Raw genomic sequence first — 16,879 nt, forward strand, 5'->3', positions numbered from 1 at the left:
CTGCCGCGAATGAGGACCGGAACTGTCCTCATCGGGTGACATGGTCCGGGGCATGACGACCTACCTGCTCGTTCCCGGTTTCTGGCTCGGCGCATCGGCGTGGGACGCGGTGGCCGCGGACCTGCGCGCCCGCGGCCACGAGGCGACCGCGGTCGAGCTCGGCCACGCGCCCGGCGACACCGCGGAGTCGCACGTGTCCGACGTGCTGGCCGCGCTGGCCGGGGCGCCCGGGCCGGTGGTGCTCGTCGGGCACAGCGGCGCGGGCCCGGTTTGCGTCGCGGCCGCCGAGCGCGCCCGGGACCGGATCGGGCGGCTGGTCCTCCTCGACACCGGGCCGCTGCCCGACGGCGTCGCCCAGATCGACTTCACCCCGCCGGAGGCACAGGCGGCGACCCGCGCGATGCTCGCCGCGCACGGTGCTCTCCCGATGCCCCCGCGGGCCGAGCTCGACGCGGCGGGCAGCAGCACCGCCGGTATCCCGGATCCGCTGTTCGACGAGGTCCGCGCCCGTTCGCTCGCCGAGCCGGCCGGGGTGGTGCTCACCGGCGTGCGCCGGGGCGAGACCGACGAGACCCTGCCGAAGACCGTCGTGGCGTGCAGCTTCACCCCCGACGACATCCGACCGCTGATCGACGCCGGGGCGCCCGGCTTCGCCGAGCTGGGCGGGCCGGACTGGTCGTTCGTGTCGCTGCCGACCGGGCACTGGCCGATGCTCTCCGAGCCGGAGCGTCTCGCGGAGCTGCTCGCCGCCGGCACCTGATCCCCGCACATCCCGGCGGGTGACGCGCCGATGCCCGGGCCGGCGGACCGGCCCGGGCATCGGGGTGTCAGACGATGATCAGATGTCGTAGCGGTCGGCCGTCATGACCTTGTCCCAGGCGGCGACGAAGTCGTCGACGAACTTCTGCTTCGCGTCGTCGGAGGCGTAGACCTCGGCGACGGCGCGCAGCTCGGAGTTCGACCCGAAGACCAGGTCGGCCCGAGTGCCGGTCCACTTCACCGCACCGGAGTCGTCGACGGCCTCGAAGGCGTCGTCGTCGCCGGCCACCGAACGCCAGGTGATGCCCGGCCCCAGCAGCGTGGTGAAGAAGTCGTTCGACAGCGTGCCGACGCGCTCGGTGAGCACCCCGGCCGTCGAGCCACCGGTGTTGGCGCCCAGCACCCGCAGGCCGCCGACCAGCACGGTCATCTCCGGCGCCGTCAGGCCGAGCAGGTTCGCCCGGTCCACCAGCAGGAACTCGCCGGGCAGCGTGTGGCCCTTGCCGCGGTAGTTGCGGAAGCCGTCGGCGGTCGGCTCCAGGTAGGAGAACGACTCGACGTCGGTCTTCTCCTGGGTGGCGTCTGTCCGGCCCGGGACGAACGGCACGGTGATGTCGTACCCGCCGTCCGCGGCGGCCTTCTCGACGGCCGCGGCGCCGGCCAGCACGACGAGGTCGGCGAAGGAGATCTTCTTCCCGCCGCCGAGCGAGCCGTTGATCTCGGACTGGAGGGACTCCAGCTTCGAGATGACGGTGCGCAGCGTGTCCGGGTCGTTGACCTCCCACTGGAGCTGCGGCTCGAGGCGGATGCGCCCGCCGTTGGCCCCACCGCGCTTGTCGGACTGGCGGAACGACGAGGCCGCGGCCCAGGCGGTCTTGACCAGGTCGGTCACCGGCAGGCCGGACTCCAGCACCTTCGCCTTGATCGAGGCGACGTCGTCGGCGTCCACCAGCGGGTGGTCGACGGCCGGCACCGGGTCCTGCCAGAGCAGCTCCTCGGTCGGGACCCAGGCGCCGATGTAGCGCTCCTTCGGGCCCATGTCGCGGTGCGTCAGCTTGTACCAGGCGCGGCGGTAGGTGTCCTCGAACTCGGACGGGTTGTCCAGCCAGCGGCGGGTGATCTCGCCGTAGACCGGGTCGACCCGCAGCGCGACGTCGGTGACCAGCATCCGCGGCTTGCGGTTCGGGTAGCCGGGCTCCGGGTCGGGGATGATCTCCGGGGCGTCCTTGGCGACGAACTGCTTGGCGCCGGCCGGCGACTGCTCCAGCTCCCACTCGTAGGCGTAGAGGTGCTTGAGGTAGTCGTGGCTCCACCGGTTCGGGGTGCGGGTCCAGATGACCTCGAGCCCGGAGGTGATGGCGTCGCGGCCCTTGCCGCTGCCGTAGTTCTGCTTCCAGCCCAGGCCCTGCTCGGTGATGTCGGCGGCCTCCGGCTCCGGGCCGACGTTGCCGTTCTCGTCCGGGTTCGCGGCGCCGTGCGTCTTGCCGAGGGTGTGCCCGCCGACGATGAGCGCGGCGGTCTCCGCGTCGTTCATCGCCATCCGGCCGAAGGTCTCGCGGATGTCGCGGGCCGCGGCGATCGGGTCACCGCTGGCGTCCGGGCCCTCCGGGTTGACGTAGATCAGGCCCATGTGCGACGCGCCGAGCGGCTTCTCCAGCTCACGGTGCGCGATGTCGGTGTTGCCGCCGTAGCGCGCGTCGTTGCCCAGCCACTCCTTCTCGGAGCCCCAGTAGACGTCCTCCTCCGGCTCCCAGACGTCGGCGCGGCCACCGGCGAAGCCGAACATCGGGAAACCGGAGATCTCGTGGGCGCGGTTGCCCGCGAAGACCATCAGGTCGGCCCAGGAGACCTTGCGGCCCCACTTCTGCTTGACCGGCCACAGCAGCCGGCGCGCCTTGTCCAGGTTGCCGTTGTCCGGCCAGCTGTTCAGCGGCGCGAACCGCTGCATGCCGGCGCCGGCGCCGCCGCGGCCGTCGAAGGTCCGGTAGGTGCCCGCGGAGTGCCAGGCCATCCGGATGAAGAACCCGGCGTAGCTGCCGTGGTCGGCCGGCCACCAGTCCTGCGAGGTGGTGATGACGGCGTCGACGTCACGCGCCAGCTCGTCGAGGTCGACGGTCGCGAACTCCTTCGCGTAGTCGAAGTCCGGTTCCATCGGGTCGGACGCCGGGCTGTGCTTGCGGAGGATCTTCAGGTTGAGCTGGTTCGGCCACCAGTCCTGGTTGCTCCCGCCCTCGGTGGGGTGGGCGATGCGGCCGTGAGCGACGGGGCAGCCCCCGTCCTCCTCACGGTTCATCTCGGCCTCGACGGTGACGTGCTCGTCAGACACGGGCACTCCTTCCAGGATCTGTGGTGGTGGTGGTGGAGCAGGCGGGGCAACGGCCCCAGTAGACGACCTCGGCCTCGTCGATCACGAAGCCGCTGTCGTCGGACGCGGTGAGGCAGGGCGTGTGGCCGACGGCGCAGTCGACGTCGGCGATGGCCCCGCAGGATCGGCAGACCACGTGGTGGTGGTTGTCGCCGACCCGGGCCTCGTACCTCGCGACGGAGCCCGACGGCTGGATGCGCCGCACGAGACCGGCCCCGGTGAGGGCCCGCAGGACGTCGTAGACGGCCTGGTGGGACACCTCGCCGAGGTCCGACCGCACGACCCGGATGATCGTGTCCGTGTCCGCGTGCGGATGGGTGTGCACGGCGTCCAGCACGGCCAGCCGGGGGCGCGTCACGCGCAGCGCGGCTCCGCGCAACATGCCCTCGTGGTCCGAAGCGATCGACACGGGTCGAGCCTGCACACTTTTCTGGAACAGGTCAAGTTTCGGCGTGTCTCACTTTCAGACGGTGTTGCGTTCCCGGCCGGCCCAGTGCGGCGCCCGCAGGTCCTTCTTGAGGATCTTGCCGGTCGCGTTGCGCGGCAGCTCATCCAGCACGTCGACCGTCTTCGGGCACTTGAACGAGGCCAGGTGCTCGCGGGCGTGGGCGATCAGCGCCTCCGGGTCGACGGTCGCCCCCGGCGCGGCCACCACGCACGCCTTCGGGACCTCGCCCCAGCGCTCGTCCGGCACGCCGATCACCGCGACGTCGCCGACCGAGGGATGCTCGGCCAGCACCCGCTCGATCTCGGCCGGGTACACGTTCTCCCCGCCGGAGACGATCATGTCCTTGATCCGGTCGGTGATGAAGACGTACCCGTCGGCGTCGACGTGCCCGCCGTCGCCGGACCGGAGCCAGCCGTCCGGGGTGATCGCCGACGCGGTCGCCTCCGGCTTCTGCCAGTACCCGCTCATCAGCTGGTCGGTCCGCACCCAGATCTCGCCGGGCTGGTCGGTGCCGAGCCGGTCGCCGGTCGCCGGGTCCCGGACCTCGATCGTGACGCCGCTGATCGGCGTGCCCGCCGAGACCAGCCGGTGCGCCAGGGCCGGATCGGCGTGGTCCTCGGGGCCCAGCGAGGTGACCACGCCGCACGCCTCGGTCATCCCGTACACCTGGTGCAGCCGCGGGCCGAACAGCTCCAGCGACGCCCGGAGCACTGGCAGCGGCATCGGCGAGGCGCCGTAGGAGATCGCGCGCAGCGACGAGTAGTCGCGGTCCGCCGCGCCGGGCACCTGGGTCATCGCGCCCATCAGCGCGGGCACCCAGAACGTGTGCGTGATCCGCTGCTCGGCCACCATGTCCAGCAGGGCCGCCGGATCGGGCATCCGGGCCATCACGATCCGCGCGCCCTGGGCGAGCGCGACGAAGGCGTAGCTCGTGCCGCCCACGTGGAACAGCGGCATCGCCACCTGCACCACGTCGGCCGGGCCCAGCTCGAAGTCGGCCGCCACGTGCGCGGCGTGCGCCAGCATCCCGGCGTGGGTGAGCATCGCGCCCTTCGGGAAGCCGGTCGTCCCCGAGGTGTAGAGCTGCACGAAGCAGTCGTCCGGCGCGGCGTCGTAGGGCTCGGTGTCCGGGTCGTGGGCGGCCAGGAACGCCTCGTACTCGTCGGTGTCGCCGCCCACCGGGAGCACCCGCTGCACGGTGTCCAGCTTGTCCCGCAGCCCGGCCGCCGCCGCGGCGAACTCGGGGCCGACGACCAGCAGCCGTGCCTGCGCGTCGTTGATCACGTAGAGGATCTCCGGCGGGGCGAGCCGGAAGTTGACCACCGCGTTGGCCGCGCCGATCCGGGCGCAGGCCAGCGAGAGCTCCAGGCACGACGGGTGGTTGAGATCGAGCACCGCGATCCGGTCGCCGGGGCCGATCCCCTCGGCCCGCAGCGCCGCGGCCAGCCGGCGGACCCGCTCGTCGAGCTCGGCCCAGGTGCGCACGACCCCGCCGAACCGCAGGGCCTCGTCGTCCGGCCGTTCGGAGGCGTGCCGCCGCAGCAGGGACGAGACGGTGCTGTTCGGGTCGATCACGAGGTAGCTCCCTTGCGACTCGGTCGTGCATGTGACGCACGCCATCCTGTCCGTTCCGTCCGCCCCGCACCAGGGGGTCGGCCGGCCTGTGGACAACTCCGGTGCGCCCCGCCTCGGCCGGGTTGCCGGCGCTGGGTCAGGATGGCCCGGCACGCGGTGTCCGGGCGCGAGCCCGGGACCGGCCGAGAGCGGCGGAAGGGCCTGGAGTGCAGGAGACGGCACCGGCCGGACCCGGCCGGATCACCGTGGAGGGTCTGGGCAAGCGGTTCGGGCCGGTGGAGGCGGTGCACGACCTGAGCTTCACCGTCGAGCCCGGATCGGTGACCGGGTTCCTCGGGCCGAACGGCTCCGGCAAGACGACGACACTGCGGATGATCCTCGGCCTGGTCCGGCCGAGCGCGGGCCGGGCGCTGGTCGACGGCGTCCCGTACGGCGCGCTGGATTCGCCCGGCCGGGTGGTCGGCGCCGTGCTGGAGGTCCAGGGGGTGCACCCGAAGCGGACCGCGCGGGCGCACCTGCGGGCCGCCGCGGCCGCGATCGGCGTCCCCGACACCCGGGTCGACGAGGTGCTCGCCCTGGTCGGCCTGGCGGCGGCCGGCGACCGCCCGGCCGGCGGGTTCTCGCTGGGGATGAACCAGCGGCTGGCGCTGGCCGCCGCGCTGCTGGGGGATCCGCGGATCCTGGTGCTCGACGAGCCGGGCAACGGCCTCGACCCGGACGGCATCGCCTGGTTGCGGTCGTTCCTCAACGCCTTCGCGGCGTCCGGGCGCAGCGTGCTCGTGTCGTCGCACCAGCTCGCCGAGATGGAGCTGACCGCCCGGCGGCTGGTCGTCATCGACCGCGGCCGGTGCCGGTTCGACGGTGAGGTCGCCGAGCTGCGCGCCGGGCACGACGCCCGGGTGCTGGTCCGCGCCGCCGACCCGGTCCGGCTGGCCGAGGCGCTCGCCGCCGCCGGGATCACCGAGATCGACCGGATCGACGACGGGCGGCTGGCCGTGGCCGGTGCCGACGGCGTGCGGGTCGGCGACCTCGCGCTCGCGGCGGGCGTCGCGGTGCACGGGCTGACCGAGGAACGGGTCGGCCTGGAGCAGATGTTCCTGCGGCTGCTCGCGGGGGAGGAGATCGGATGACCGTCGGTGCCCCGCACCGCTGGATGGCGGTGCTGCACGCGGAGATCCGCCGCACCCTGTCGGTGCGGCTGTGGTGGCTGATGCTGATTCCGGTGCTGCTGCTCGCGCTGGCGATGAGCCTGTTCGGCAGCCTGATCACGCTGCTCGTCCCGGCGGCGACCGAGACGTCGTCGATCCTGCTGCTCACCGGGATGGCCTCGACGCTGAGCATGACCACCGTCGTCGGCGCCGCGTTCGGCGCGCTGCTCGCCGCCGGCGAGTTCCGGCACCGGACGGTCACCCTCGCCTACCTGATCGGCGCGCGGACCCAGGTGCTGGGCGCGAAGGTGGTGGTCGGCGCCGTCGTCGCCGGGATCTACGGGCTGGTCGTCGCGCTGCTCGGACCGCTGCTCGGCGGCGCCGTGCTCGGCGGCCAGCAGCTCCCGGGCTGGGGTCAGCTGGCCGGGCTCGGCGCGGTCGGGGTGCTGGTCTGCGCGCTGTGGGGCGGGCTCGGGGTGGCGATCGGGACGCTCGTGCCGAACCAGGCCGGCGCGGTCGCGCTCACCGTCGGCTATCTGTTGCTCGGCGAGAACATGATCGCCGGGGCGCTGCGCGCCGGCGAGTCGTCGTTCGGCGACCCGTCGGTGTTCGCCCGGCTCACCCCGTTCCTGCCCGGCAACGCCGGCGACGTGGCGCTCTACGAGGCACCGGTCCGGACCGCCGGCGCCGGCACCGACGGCCGGATGGTGCTGGAGTTCCTCGCCGGGGTCAGCGCGCCGCCGCCCGGCTGGGTGGCGCTGCTGGTGCTGCTCGCCTGGACCGCCGCCGGGGTCGCGCTCGCGGTCGTCGTCGGCGGGCGGCGGGACATCACCTGATCCGCACCTGACCAGCCACCTGACCAGCAGCCCGGCCGGACCGGCAGGCTTTCTGTCGGGGGTCGGGCATAGCCTGATCCACGTGTCCCGTCCCCCGCACGACGATCCGGCCCGGCCGGGCTGGATCCGCCGCCTCGCGCAGGCCTGCCTGCGGCACCGCCGCGTCACCCTCGGCGCGCTCGCCGCCTCGATGGCCGGCGTCGGGCTGGAGGCGGTCGGCCCGCTGGTGATCCGCGAGGGCGTCAACGGTGTCGTCGCCGGCGACACCGGGGTCCTGCTGCCCGCCGTACTCGCGCTGCTGGTGCTGGGCGTCGTGAAGTTCGCCGGCGCCTTCGTGCGCCGCTACCTCGGCGGCAAGATGGCGCTGAACGTCCAGCACGACCTGCGCCGCGCGGTGTTCGCCGCGGTGCAGCGGATGGACGGGGTCCGGCAGGACCGGTTGCGCACCGGGCAGGTCGCCTCCCGGTCGATCTCGGACCTGCAGCTCGTGCAGGGCTTCCTGTCGATGGTGCCGCTGTCGGCGGGCACCGTGGTGCTGGTCGTCGTCGCGATCGCGGCGATGCTGTGGCTGTCCCCGCTGCTCACGGTGATCGCGCTGGTCATGCTGCCGGTGGCGTTCCTGGCGACCAACCGGATCCGGCGCGCGCTGTTCCCGGCGACCTGGTCGGCCCAGCAGCGGGCCGCCGAGATCGCCCAGCAGGTCGAGGAGACCGTCACCGGTGTCCGGGTGGTGAAGGGCTTCGGCCAGGAGGCGCGGGAGTCCGCCGAGCTGGAGCGCCGGGCGCACCGGCTCTACGGCGAGCGGCTGCGCGCCGCCGGGCTGACCGCCCGGCTCAATCCGGCGCTGCTGGCGCTGCCGGGCCTCGGTCAGGTCGCGGTGATCGGGGTCGGCGGGCTCATGGCCGCCCGCGGCTCGATCGATCTCGGCACCTTCCTGGCCTTCACCGCCTACGTCGGGATGCTGGTCGGGCCGGCCCGGCTGATCGGCGCGCTGGTGGTCACCGGCCAGCTCACCCGGGCCGCCGCGGAGCGGGTCTACGAGATCGTCGACGCCGAGTCCGAGATCGTGGACCCGGCCGAGCCCCGCGAGCTGCCGGCCGGGCCGCTGGTCGTCGAGCTCGACGCGGTGCGGTTCGGCTACGAACCGGCGGGCTCCGGGCCGGACGGGCACGCCGCACCCGATCCGGTGCTCGACGAGCTGTCGCTGCGGGTCGAGCCGGGGGAGACGCTCGCGCTGGTCGGGCCGGCCGGCTCCGGCAAGTCGACGGTCGCGCTGCTGCTCCCGCGCTTCTACGACCCGCAGGCCGGTGCGCTCCGGATCGGCGGCGTCGACCTGCGGGAGCTGCGGCTGCACGACCTGCGGGCCGAGCTGGGGGTGGTGTTCGAGGAGGCGTTCCTGTTCTCCGACACGATCCGCAACAACATCGCCTACGGCAGGCCGGACGCGGGGGAGGACGAGATCCGGGCCGCCGCCGAGGCGGCGCAGGTCGCCGGGTTCGTCGAGGACCTGCCCGACGGCTACGACACCGAGGTCGGCGAGCGCGGGCTGACCCTGTCCGGCGGCCAGCGGCAGCGGATCGCGCTGGCCCGCGCGATGCTGTCGAAGCCGCGGGTGCTGGTGCTCGACGACGCGACGTCCGCGGTGGACACCGCGACCGAGGCGGCGATCCACGAGACGCTGCACGAGCTGACCGCGCAGCGCACCACCCTGCTGGTGGCGCACCGCCGCTCGACGCTCGCGCTGGCCGACCGGATCGCGGTGCTCGACCGCGGCCGGGTGGTCGACATCGGCACCGAGGACGAGCTGCGCGGCCGATGTCCGCTCTTCCGGGAGCTGCTGGCCACCGGATCGGTCGACGAGCTGGGCGGCGCCGCCCGGCGCGAGCCCGGTGACCCGGGCGACGGCCGGTCGCCCGCCGACCCGGCGGTCGTGCTCGGCTCGGCGACCACCGCGACCACCCCCGACACCGGGGCCGCCGTGACCGCGGGCACCCCGGAGCTGTGGCCGGCGACCGCGGAGGCGGCGGCCGACCCGGACCGGGCGCTCGGCCGGGAGGCGGGCGGCGGCGCCGCCGGCTGGGCCGGCTCGGTGAGCGCCACCCCGGAGCTGCTGGAGGCGGTCGCGAAGCTGCCCCCGCCCACCGAGTCGCCGCGGCTGCGCGGCGGCGGCGACCCGACCGCGCCGGACCCGGACTTCCGGCTGGCGTCGCTGCTGCGGCCGGTGCGTCCGCTGCTCGTGCTGGGCATCGCGCTGATGGCCACCGACGCGCTGGCCACGCTCGCCCTGCCCACCCTGGCCCGGGTCGCCGTCGACTCCGGCATCGTCGACGGGGCGACCCGGGTGCTGGTCGTCGCGGCGCTGGTCGGGCTGCTGATCGTGCTGATCGACGCCGTCGTCGTCGGGTTCCAGACACTGGTCACCGCCCGGGCCGGGGAGAGCCTGCTCTACCTGCTGCGGATCCGCAGCTACGCGCACCTGCAGCGGCTCGGCCTCGACTACTACGAGCGCGAGCTCTCCGGCCGGATCATGACTCGGATGACCACCGACGTCGACGCGCTGTCGACGTTCCTGCAGACCGGTCTCGCGCAGGCCGTGGTCAGCCTGCTGACCATCGCCGGCGTCGCGGTGGCGCTGGTGCTGACCGACGCCGAGCTGGCGCTCTACGCCCTGGGCTGGCTGCTGCCGCTGCTGCTGGCCGGCACCGTGGTGTTCCGCCGCTACTCCTCGCGGGCCTACGCCGAGGCCCGGGAACGGGTCAGCGTGGTCAACGCCGACCTGCAGGAGAACGTCACCGGCGTCCGGATCGCGCAGGCCTACGTGCGCGAGGAGCTCAGCTACGACCGGTTCGGCGAGCGCTCGGACGCCTACCGCCGGTCCCGGCTGCGGGCCCAGCGCTACATCGCCACCTACTTCCCGTTCGTCGCGCTGCTCTCCGACGTCGCGACCGCGGTGGTGCTCGGCATCGGCGGTGCCCGGATCGCCGCCGGCGAGATGACACCCGGCGTGCTGTTCGCGTTCCTGCTGTACCTGACCCTGTTCTTCGGCCCCGTCCAGCAGCTGTCCCAGGTGTTCGACGGCTACCAGCAGGCCCGGGTCGGGCTGAACCGGATCTCCGAGCTGCTGCGCACCCCCACCTCAGTGCCTGACCGGGCCGGTCGCGGCGGCGACCTGGAGCCGGTCGAGGTGCCGGAGCGGCTGCACGGCGAGGTGGAGCTGGACCACGTCACCTTCCGCTACGCCGGGGTGGACCGTCCGGCGCTGGACGACGTCTCGCTGCGGGTCGCGCCCGGCGAGACGGTGGCGCTGGTCGGGGCGACCGGCGCCGGGAAGTCCACGCTGATCAAGCTGCTGGCCCGGTTCTACGACACCGGCGACGGCCAGGTGCGGGTCGACGGGGTCGACGTCCGCCGCTATCCGCTCGCCGGGTACCGCTCCCGGCTCGGCGTCGTCCCGCAGGAGGCGCACCTGTTCACCGGCGACGTCGCGTCCAACATCGCGTACGGGCGGCCGGACGCCTCGCCCGCCGCGATCGAGGCGGCGGCCCGTGCGGTCGGTGCGCTCGACCTGGTGCGGTCGCTGCCCGCGGGGTTCCGCACGCCGGTCGGGGAGCGCGGGCTCGGGCTGTCGGCCGGGCAGCGCCAGCTGGTCGCGCTGGCCAGGGCCGAACTGGTCGACCCGGACGTGCTGATCTTCGACGAGGCCACGGCCGCGCTGGACCCGGCGACCGAGGCCACGGTGCTGGCCGCCGGGGAGCGGGTGTCCTCGCGGCGCACCGCGTTCGTGGTGGCGCACCGGTTGCAGACCGCCCGTCGGTCGGACCGGATCGTCGTGCTGGCCGACGGGCGTATCGCCGAGCAGGGCACGCACGACGAGCTGGTCCGGGCCGGGGGCCGCTACGCCGCGCTGTGGCGGGCCGGCGAGCTGGAACCGGAGCCGGACAGCCCGCTGGCCATCCGGCCCTGAGCAGGGCCGGGCAGCCGGGTGCCGGCTCAGCCGAGCAGGCGCTCCGCGCGGGCCGCGACGGCGGGTCGTCGCGGGTCGTCGCGGTCGAGCAGCTCCAGCAGGCGCTCGTGCACCTGCAGGTCGTCGCCGCCCAGCGGATGCCCGGTGTAGCGGTGCAGCAGCCCGGCGTCGTCGGTCGCGAGGATCGCGTGCCGCAGGCCGGCGACCAGCTCGTCGCGCAGCTCGCGCACCGCCGGGGCGTCCGAGCGGGGCAGCAGCTCGCCGTGGCTGGCGTCGAGCGCGTCGGCGACCCGGCCCTCGCGCAGCGCGTCCCGCATCCGCAGGAAGTCGGCGTCCGGCTCGGTCGCCAGCCGGTACGGCCGGGTCAGCAGCAGGTCGGCGCCCAGCGAGCTGCGCAGCCGGTGGATCTCGCCGCGCACGGTCGTCGGGTTGCCGTCCTCCCCGTAGAGCATCAGGGTCAGCTGCTCGCCGGACAGCCCGTCCGGGTGCAGGGCCAGTGCGGTGAGGATCTCGGCCGGGCGCAGGGTGGCCGCGGTGTCCGTCCCGTCCAGGGTGATCCGCGGCCCGGCACCGCCGGTGAACCGCAGCGCCAGCGACGAGCCGGTGGACCGGGTCACCCGGCCGCGCCGCCGCGACGGCGGCACCAGCAGGTATCCCTCGGTCAGCGGTTCGACGGCCATCTCGCGGCCGTCCCCGAGCCGGACCCGCTCCGCGCCCTCCTCGACCCGGATCCGCTCCGGGAACCGGCCGTAGGGCTCGCTCGCGATCACCCGCCCGCTCGGCGAGAGCAGCGCGCCCTCGGCGCCGCGCAGCGCGGACAGGTGCGGCATGTTCTTCACCCGCAGCCGCTCGTCGGCGATCGCGAGCCGCACCCGCAGCTGGTTCTCGGCGAGGTGCGCGGTGGCGGTGACCAGCTGGACCAGCGCCGGGTGCACGGTGTGCAGCGGGCCGGAGATGTCGATCGCGCCGATGGTGTCGCCGGTGTCCGGGTCGTGCACGGGGGCGGCCACGCACGTCCAGTCGTGGTAGGTGCGCACCAGGTGCTCCGCGGAGTGGATGCGGACCGGCTCGTCGAGGGCGAGCGCGGTGCCCATCGCGTTGGTCCCGATCGCGTCCTCGGTCCAGCGGGTGCCCTCGCAGAGCCCGACGTCGTCGGCGGAGTGCAGCAGGCCGTGCGCGCCGTCCCGCCAGAGCACGTGGCCGTCGGCGTCGGTCACCAGCATGACGTGCATCGCCTCGTCGGCGATGCTCACCAGGGTGGTGCGCAGCAGCGGCATCACCGCGTGCAGCGGATGGTTCTCGCGGACCTCGCGCAGCTCGTCGGCGCGGTACACCAGCGGGGGCAGCCGGCTGTCCGGGTCGACCCGGGCGGCGAGGCTGCGCTGCCAGGAGTCGGACACCACCGGCCGCGGGGCACCGGTCGATCCGCCGGTGCCGAGCCCGTCGTCGTAGATGCGGCGCAGCCGGTTCGCGTCCGCGACGAGCTCGTCGGCGGCCGATCCACCGTCTGCATCGAGCATGTCGCCTCCCCGTTCCAGCCGCGGACGCCACGCGGGCGCCACGTCGTGCGGTTCCGCTGCGTCGCGGGATCGCCACCGTGGGTTCGCCAGTCCTGGAAACGGGAGCATACCCGCAGATACTGCCCGGCAGACCTGCCTGCTCAGACGGTTGCACCCACCGTGTCCGTGCGAGCGCAACGTGCGGGCAACGTAACCCGCCCTACGGTGGCGGCCGGGTCGTCACGGAGGCGGCCCGGCGAGGACGTACCGGAGGACAGCGATGACGCTCGAAGCCGTTCGTGGAGCCACCGACGTGCAGGTCCGTGGTGGCGACTCCGCCGAGGTGATCCGGCGGGCGGCCCGGGTACTTGTCATCGACTCCGAGCCGATCGTGCGGCACGGTCTGCGCGCGTTGCTGACCGCGGAGCCCGATCTCGCCCCGGCGGGTGAGGCGTCCTCCCCGCGCGACGCGCTGATGGCCGCCGAGCGCTCCCGCCCGGACGCGATCATCGTCGACATCGAGTTCGGCCGCGACGAGCGCCCGGGGCTGGACCTGGTCCGGGCCCTGCTGGAGCGCTGCCGCGGCGCGAAGATCCTGGTGCTGACCGGCTGCCGGGACCGCGACGCGATGATGCGCACCGTCCGCCTCGGCGTGCACGGCTACCTGCGCAAGGGCGCCGACACCGGGGAGATCGTGCGGTCGGTGCGGGCGGTGCTGCGCGGCGAGGGCGTCTTCGATCCCGGCACCGGCAGCGCCGGGCCGCTGCAGGTGCTGCGCGAGAACACCCAGGACACCGGCCCCGACCTGTGCCGGACCTCGCTGCTCACCGACCGGGAGAACCAGGTCCTGCGGCTGCTCGCGGTCGGCATGAGCAACCGGGAGATCGGGGCCCGGCTGCGGATCTCCGAGGCGACGGTGAAATTCCACGTGCGGAACCTGCGCGACAAGCTGGAGGTCCGGCGGCGCACCGAGATCGTCTACACCGCGGCCCGCCAGGGCATCGTCTGAGGACCCTCGGGCGGCACGGACCGCCGGGCCGGGGTGCGCGGAGATCCCGCCCCGGCCCGGTTTCTCCATGATCCCTGTTCGGTGAGCGCAGGCGTGCGCTGCACTCCCGGGACGCGGATCATGGTCGTGGCCGAGACCACGTCGCCGGGTGAGGTCGTTCACCCGGCGGCCACTCCTGGATCACCCGGTAGGTGGATTCGCCTGTTGTGATGCGGGCACCGGACGGTTGCGACCCGACACCGTCCGTCCCCACCACGTTCCAGGAGGACGACCGTGGCCCAGTGCCGCCCGGATCCCCACGACGCAGGCGACCGCCCGGCGCTGCGCCTGCTCCCGCTCGGCCGGCAGGGCCTGACCTGCCGCTACCGCTGCGGTGACGCCTGCTCCCGGCCGGAGCCGAACACGTCGTCGAACGGGTACTTCGGTGATGTCCTGCGTACCGTGCTGGACCGCCGCGGGGTGCTCCGGGCCGGTGCGGTGCTCGGGCTGACCGCGGGCGCCGGGCTCGCCACCACCGGCGCGGGAACCGCGGCCGGGACAGGAAACGGCACAGGAAACGGCCCAGCGCACCCGGGTCCCCCGCCCCGGGGGCTGCGCTACGAGACCGTCGCCCCGAACCTCGACGACGCCGTGCGGGTCCCGTCCGGCTACGCGAGCAACGTCGTCGTCCGCTGGGGCGACCCGATCTTCCCGGACGCCCCCGAGTTCGACTTCGAGAACCAGACCGCGGCCGCGCAGGCCCGCCAGTTCGGCTACAACAACGACTTCTGCGGGATCCTGCCGCTGGACGCCGCCGGGAAGCGGCACGTCATGTACTCCAACCACGAGTACACCCTCGAACCGCTGATGTTCCGCGGCTTCGACGAGGAGAACCCGACCGAGGAGCAGATCCGGATCGGGATCGCCGCGCACGGTGGCGCGGTCGTCGAGGTGGTCCGCGACCGGCGGACCGGCGAGCTGCGCCACGACCGGGCCGGCCGGCTCAACCGGCGGATCACCGCGGACACCCCGATGGTGTTCGACGGCCCGGCGGCCGGTGCCGAGGTGCTGCGCACCGCCGGCGACCCGAGCGGCCGCGCGGTGCTGGGCATGATCGGCAACTGCGCGGGCGGCACCACCCCGTGGGGCACCTTCCTGACCGGGGAGGAGAACGTCGACGGCTACTTCGCGTCCGGCCCGGTGACCGATCCGCGGGCCGAGCGGTACGGCATCGCCGAGGGCCCGTCCGAGCGCCGCTGGGAGCGGGTCGATCCGCGCTGGGACCTCGCCCGGGAGCCGAACGAGGCGAACCGGTTCGGCTGGATCGTCGAGATCGACCCGCACGATCCGTCGGCGAAGCCGGTCAAGCACACCGCGCTCGGCCGGTTCAAGCACGAGGGGGCCACCGTCGCGCTCACCCGGGACGGACGCCCGGTCGTCTACATGGGCGACGACGAGCGCTTCGACTACGTCTACAAGTTCGTGTCCGACAAGCGGATGCGCAGGGGGAACAGCCGGGCCGCCCGCGAGCACAATGCCGGTCTGCTCGCCTCCGGCACCCTCTACGTCGCGACCTTCACCGGGAACAGCCCGGCCGCCGAGATCACCGGCGACGGTGCGCTCCCGGCCGACGGCGCCTTCGACGGTGGCGGGACGTGGACGCCGCTGGCCTCCACCACGACGTCCTACGTGGACGGGATGAGCGTGGCCGACGTCTTCGTGTTCACCCGGCTCGCCGCCGACCGGGCCGGCGCGACCAAGATGGACAGGCCCGAGGACATCGAGCCGAACCCGCGGACCGGCAAGGTGTACATCGCCTGCACCAACAACTCCGACCGCGGCAAGGCGGGCGAGGCGGGCGCCGACGAGGCGAATCCGCGGCACGCCAACCAGCACGGGCACGTGATTGAGCTGACCGAGCGGGGCGACGACCCGGCGGCCACCACGTTCGGCTGGACCATCCTGCTGGTGTGCGGCGATCCGGCGGACCCGTCGACGTACTTCGGCGGCTTCGACAGGTCCCAGGTCAGCCCGATCACCTCGCCGGACAACCTGGCCTTCGACCGGCACGGCAACCTGTGGATCTCCACCGACTCCAGCCAGGCACTGGAGATCAACGACGGGCTGTACGGCGTCGTGCTGGAGGGACCGCAGCGCGGGTCGACCCGGCTGTTCGCCAGCGTGCCGGTCGGCTCGGAGTGCTGCGGGCCGGTCGTCACCGAGGAGTTCGTGCTGGTCTCGGTGCAGCACCCGGGTGATCTCGACGACGCCTCACCGGAGCAGCCGGCGTCGCACTGGCCGGACGGCGGCGCCACCCAGCCGCGGCCGGCGGTGGTGTCGATCCGGAACCGGCGCGGGGCGATCGGGGTCTAGGCGCACTTCCCCAGGTCGGGATCGCCGGAGCCGGCGCTCTTCTCGAACGAGATGTGCACGTGGTCGACGTGGTTCGCGGTGTCGTCGCCGCGGTCCTCCATCTCGGTCCAGCCCGAACCGTGGTTCATCTGCTGCTCCCAGATCACGTACTTGACGCCCAGCTCGTCGGCGTTGGCGAGCGCGCACTCGGCGATCCGGTCGCCGGTCTCGCCCCGGACCATCAGGTCCAGGGCGTGGCCGGATGGGTGGTCGGAGGCGTTGCCGCGCTGCGCGACGCCGATCAGCTCGGGCTGGCCGTAGGCGCAGCCGAGGAACTCGGCGGCGTCGGCGACCCAGCTCTGCACCGGGCCGAGGCCGCTGGTGTCGATGTCGCAGGCCGCGCTGCTCGGGCCGCCGCGGCCGGCGCCCTCGCCGGGCTGCGGGCGGTCGCGGCCCGCGGCCGAGCGGGCCTGCTCGGCGGCCTCCCGGGCGATGCGCTCGGCCTCCTCGCCGGCGGCGCGGCCGGCGTCGGCGGTGGCATCGAGCAGGCCCGCCGAGCGGACCAGGTCGGCGCCGAGCACCGGCTCGTCGCGCGGCGCGCCGGCGGCGGGCGCGGCGCCGGCGAAGGCGGCGTCGAGATCGGGCTCGTCGGTGGACTCGGACGCCAGGCGCAGGTCCGCCTGGACCGGGCCGAACTCCAGACCGGCGACGGGGGTGACGACGGCGAGGGCTCCGCTGGCGACGGCAGCCGCGGTGGCGACGTGACGAAGACCGGACAGGGTCTCGTCCGCCCGCCGGTGGCGGTGTCGGGGCACGACAGTTCTCCTCCGGCACGCGGGCCGGGCGGGCTGCGGGGGAGCGTGGGATCGGGGGAATCCCTGCCCGTCGGGGGAACCGGACCGCGTGTTCCGTCCCGGACGCTAGCGAAAAGCACCGGTCCGGCCC

General features: G+C 74.1%; 11 protein-coding genes. 6 read left to right on the forward strand and 5 right to left on the reverse strand.

What is annotated here, in order from left to right; all coding sequences use genetic code 11:
• Positions 1–52 precede the first annotated feature (52 nt).
• Positions 53–760 carry an alpha/beta hydrolase gene (locus tag ABZ881_RS02455; protein ID WP_358481192.1) on the forward strand — a complete coding sequence of 236 codons (708 nt, stop codon included), beginning with the start codon at positions 53–55 and terminating at the stop codon, positions 758–760.
• 78 nt (positions 761–838) lie between these two features.
• Here the strand turns inward: ABZ881_RS02455 and katG are convergent, their stop codons facing one another.
• From katG to ABZ881_RS02470, 3 genes are read right to left on the reverse strand one after another with little or no spacing between them, the layout of a single operon-like run.
• On the reverse strand, positions 839–3,052 hold the full coding sequence (gene katG / locus ABZ881_RS02460) for a catalase/peroxidase HPI (RefSeq protein ID WP_358481569.1): 2,214 nt from the start codon (positions 3,050–3,052) through the stop codon (positions 839–841).
• 25 nt (positions 3,053–3,077) lie between these two features.
• Positions 3,078–3,533 carry a Fur family transcriptional regulator gene (locus ABZ881_RS02465; RefSeq protein WP_358481193.1) on the reverse strand — a complete coding sequence of 152 codons (456 nt, stop codon included), beginning with the start codon at positions 3,531–3,533 and terminating at the stop codon, positions 3,078–3,080.
• Positions 3,534–3,587: 54 nt separating this feature from the next.
• A complete protein-coding gene (locus ABZ881_RS02470; RefSeq protein ID WP_358481194.1) occupies positions 3,588–5,147 on the reverse strand; it encodes a long-chain-fatty-acid--CoA ligase in 1,560 nt (519 codons plus the stop codon).
• Positions 5,148–5,353: 206 nt separating this feature from the next.
• On the opposite strand from ABZ881_RS02470, the gene ABZ881_RS02475 reads away from it, so the two are divergent.
• The 3 genes from ABZ881_RS02475 to ABZ881_RS02485 all read left to right on the forward strand — a co-directional run bounded on the left by ABZ881_RS02475 (position 5,354) and on the right by ABZ881_RS02485 (position 11,095).
• A complete protein-coding gene (locus ABZ881_RS02475; protein ID WP_358481197.1) occupies positions 5,354–6,277 on the forward strand; it encodes an ATP-binding cassette domain-containing protein in 924 nt (307 codons plus the stop codon).
• Positions 6,274–7,131 (forward strand): hypothetical protein, encoded by an 858-nt coding sequence (locus ABZ881_RS02480; RefSeq protein ID WP_358481198.1) that lies wholly within the window; start codon positions 6,274–6,276, stop codon positions 7,129–7,131. Before ABZ881_RS02475 ends, ABZ881_RS02480 begins: the two co-directional genes overlap by 4 nt.
• A gap of 82 nt (positions 7,132–7,213) precedes the next feature.
• Positions 7,214–11,095, forward strand: coding sequence for an ABC transporter ATP-binding protein (locus ABZ881_RS02485; RefSeq protein WP_358481200.1), 3,882 nt, complete (start codon positions 7,214–7,216; stop codon positions 11,093–11,095).
• A 26-nt stretch (positions 11,096–11,121) separates the two neighbouring features.
• Here the strand turns inward: ABZ881_RS02485 and ABZ881_RS02490 are convergent, their stop codons facing one another.
• Positions 11,122–12,615, reverse strand: coding sequence for a GAF domain-containing protein (locus tag ABZ881_RS02490; protein ID WP_358481202.1), 1,494 nt, complete (start codon positions 12,613–12,615; stop codon positions 11,122–11,124).
• Between the two features lie 259 nt (positions 12,616–12,874).
• Here ABZ881_RS02490 and ABZ881_RS02495 point away from each other — a divergent pair, with 259 nt between their 5' ends.
• Positions 12,875–13,603 (forward strand): response regulator transcription factor, encoded by a 729-nt coding sequence (locus tag ABZ881_RS02495; RefSeq protein ID WP_358481204.1) that lies wholly within the window; start codon positions 12,875–12,877, stop codon positions 13,601–13,603.
• 351 nt (positions 13,604–13,954) lie between these two features.
• A complete protein-coding gene (locus ABZ881_RS02500; RefSeq protein WP_358481571.1) occupies positions 13,955–15,955 on the forward strand; it encodes a PhoX family phosphatase in 2,001 nt (666 codons plus the stop codon).
• Here the strand turns inward: ABZ881_RS02500 and ABZ881_RS02505 are convergent.
• Positions 15,952–16,749, reverse strand: a complete 798-nt coding sequence (locus ABZ881_RS02505; protein ID WP_358481206.1) for a hypothetical protein — start codon at positions 16,747–16,749, stop codon at positions 15,952–15,954. The two genes, ABZ881_RS02500 and ABZ881_RS02505, sit on opposite strands and share 4 nt — an antisense overlap.
• Between the last annotated feature and the right edge of the window lie 130 nt (positions 16,750–16,879).

The sequence above is a fragment of the Pseudonocardia sp. NPDC046786 genome (genome assembly GCF_040645415.1).
In the GTDB taxonomy this organism is placed as follows: domain Bacteria; phylum Actinomycetota; class Actinomycetes; order Mycobacteriales; family Pseudonocardiaceae; genus Pseudonocardia; species Pseudonocardia kongjuensis.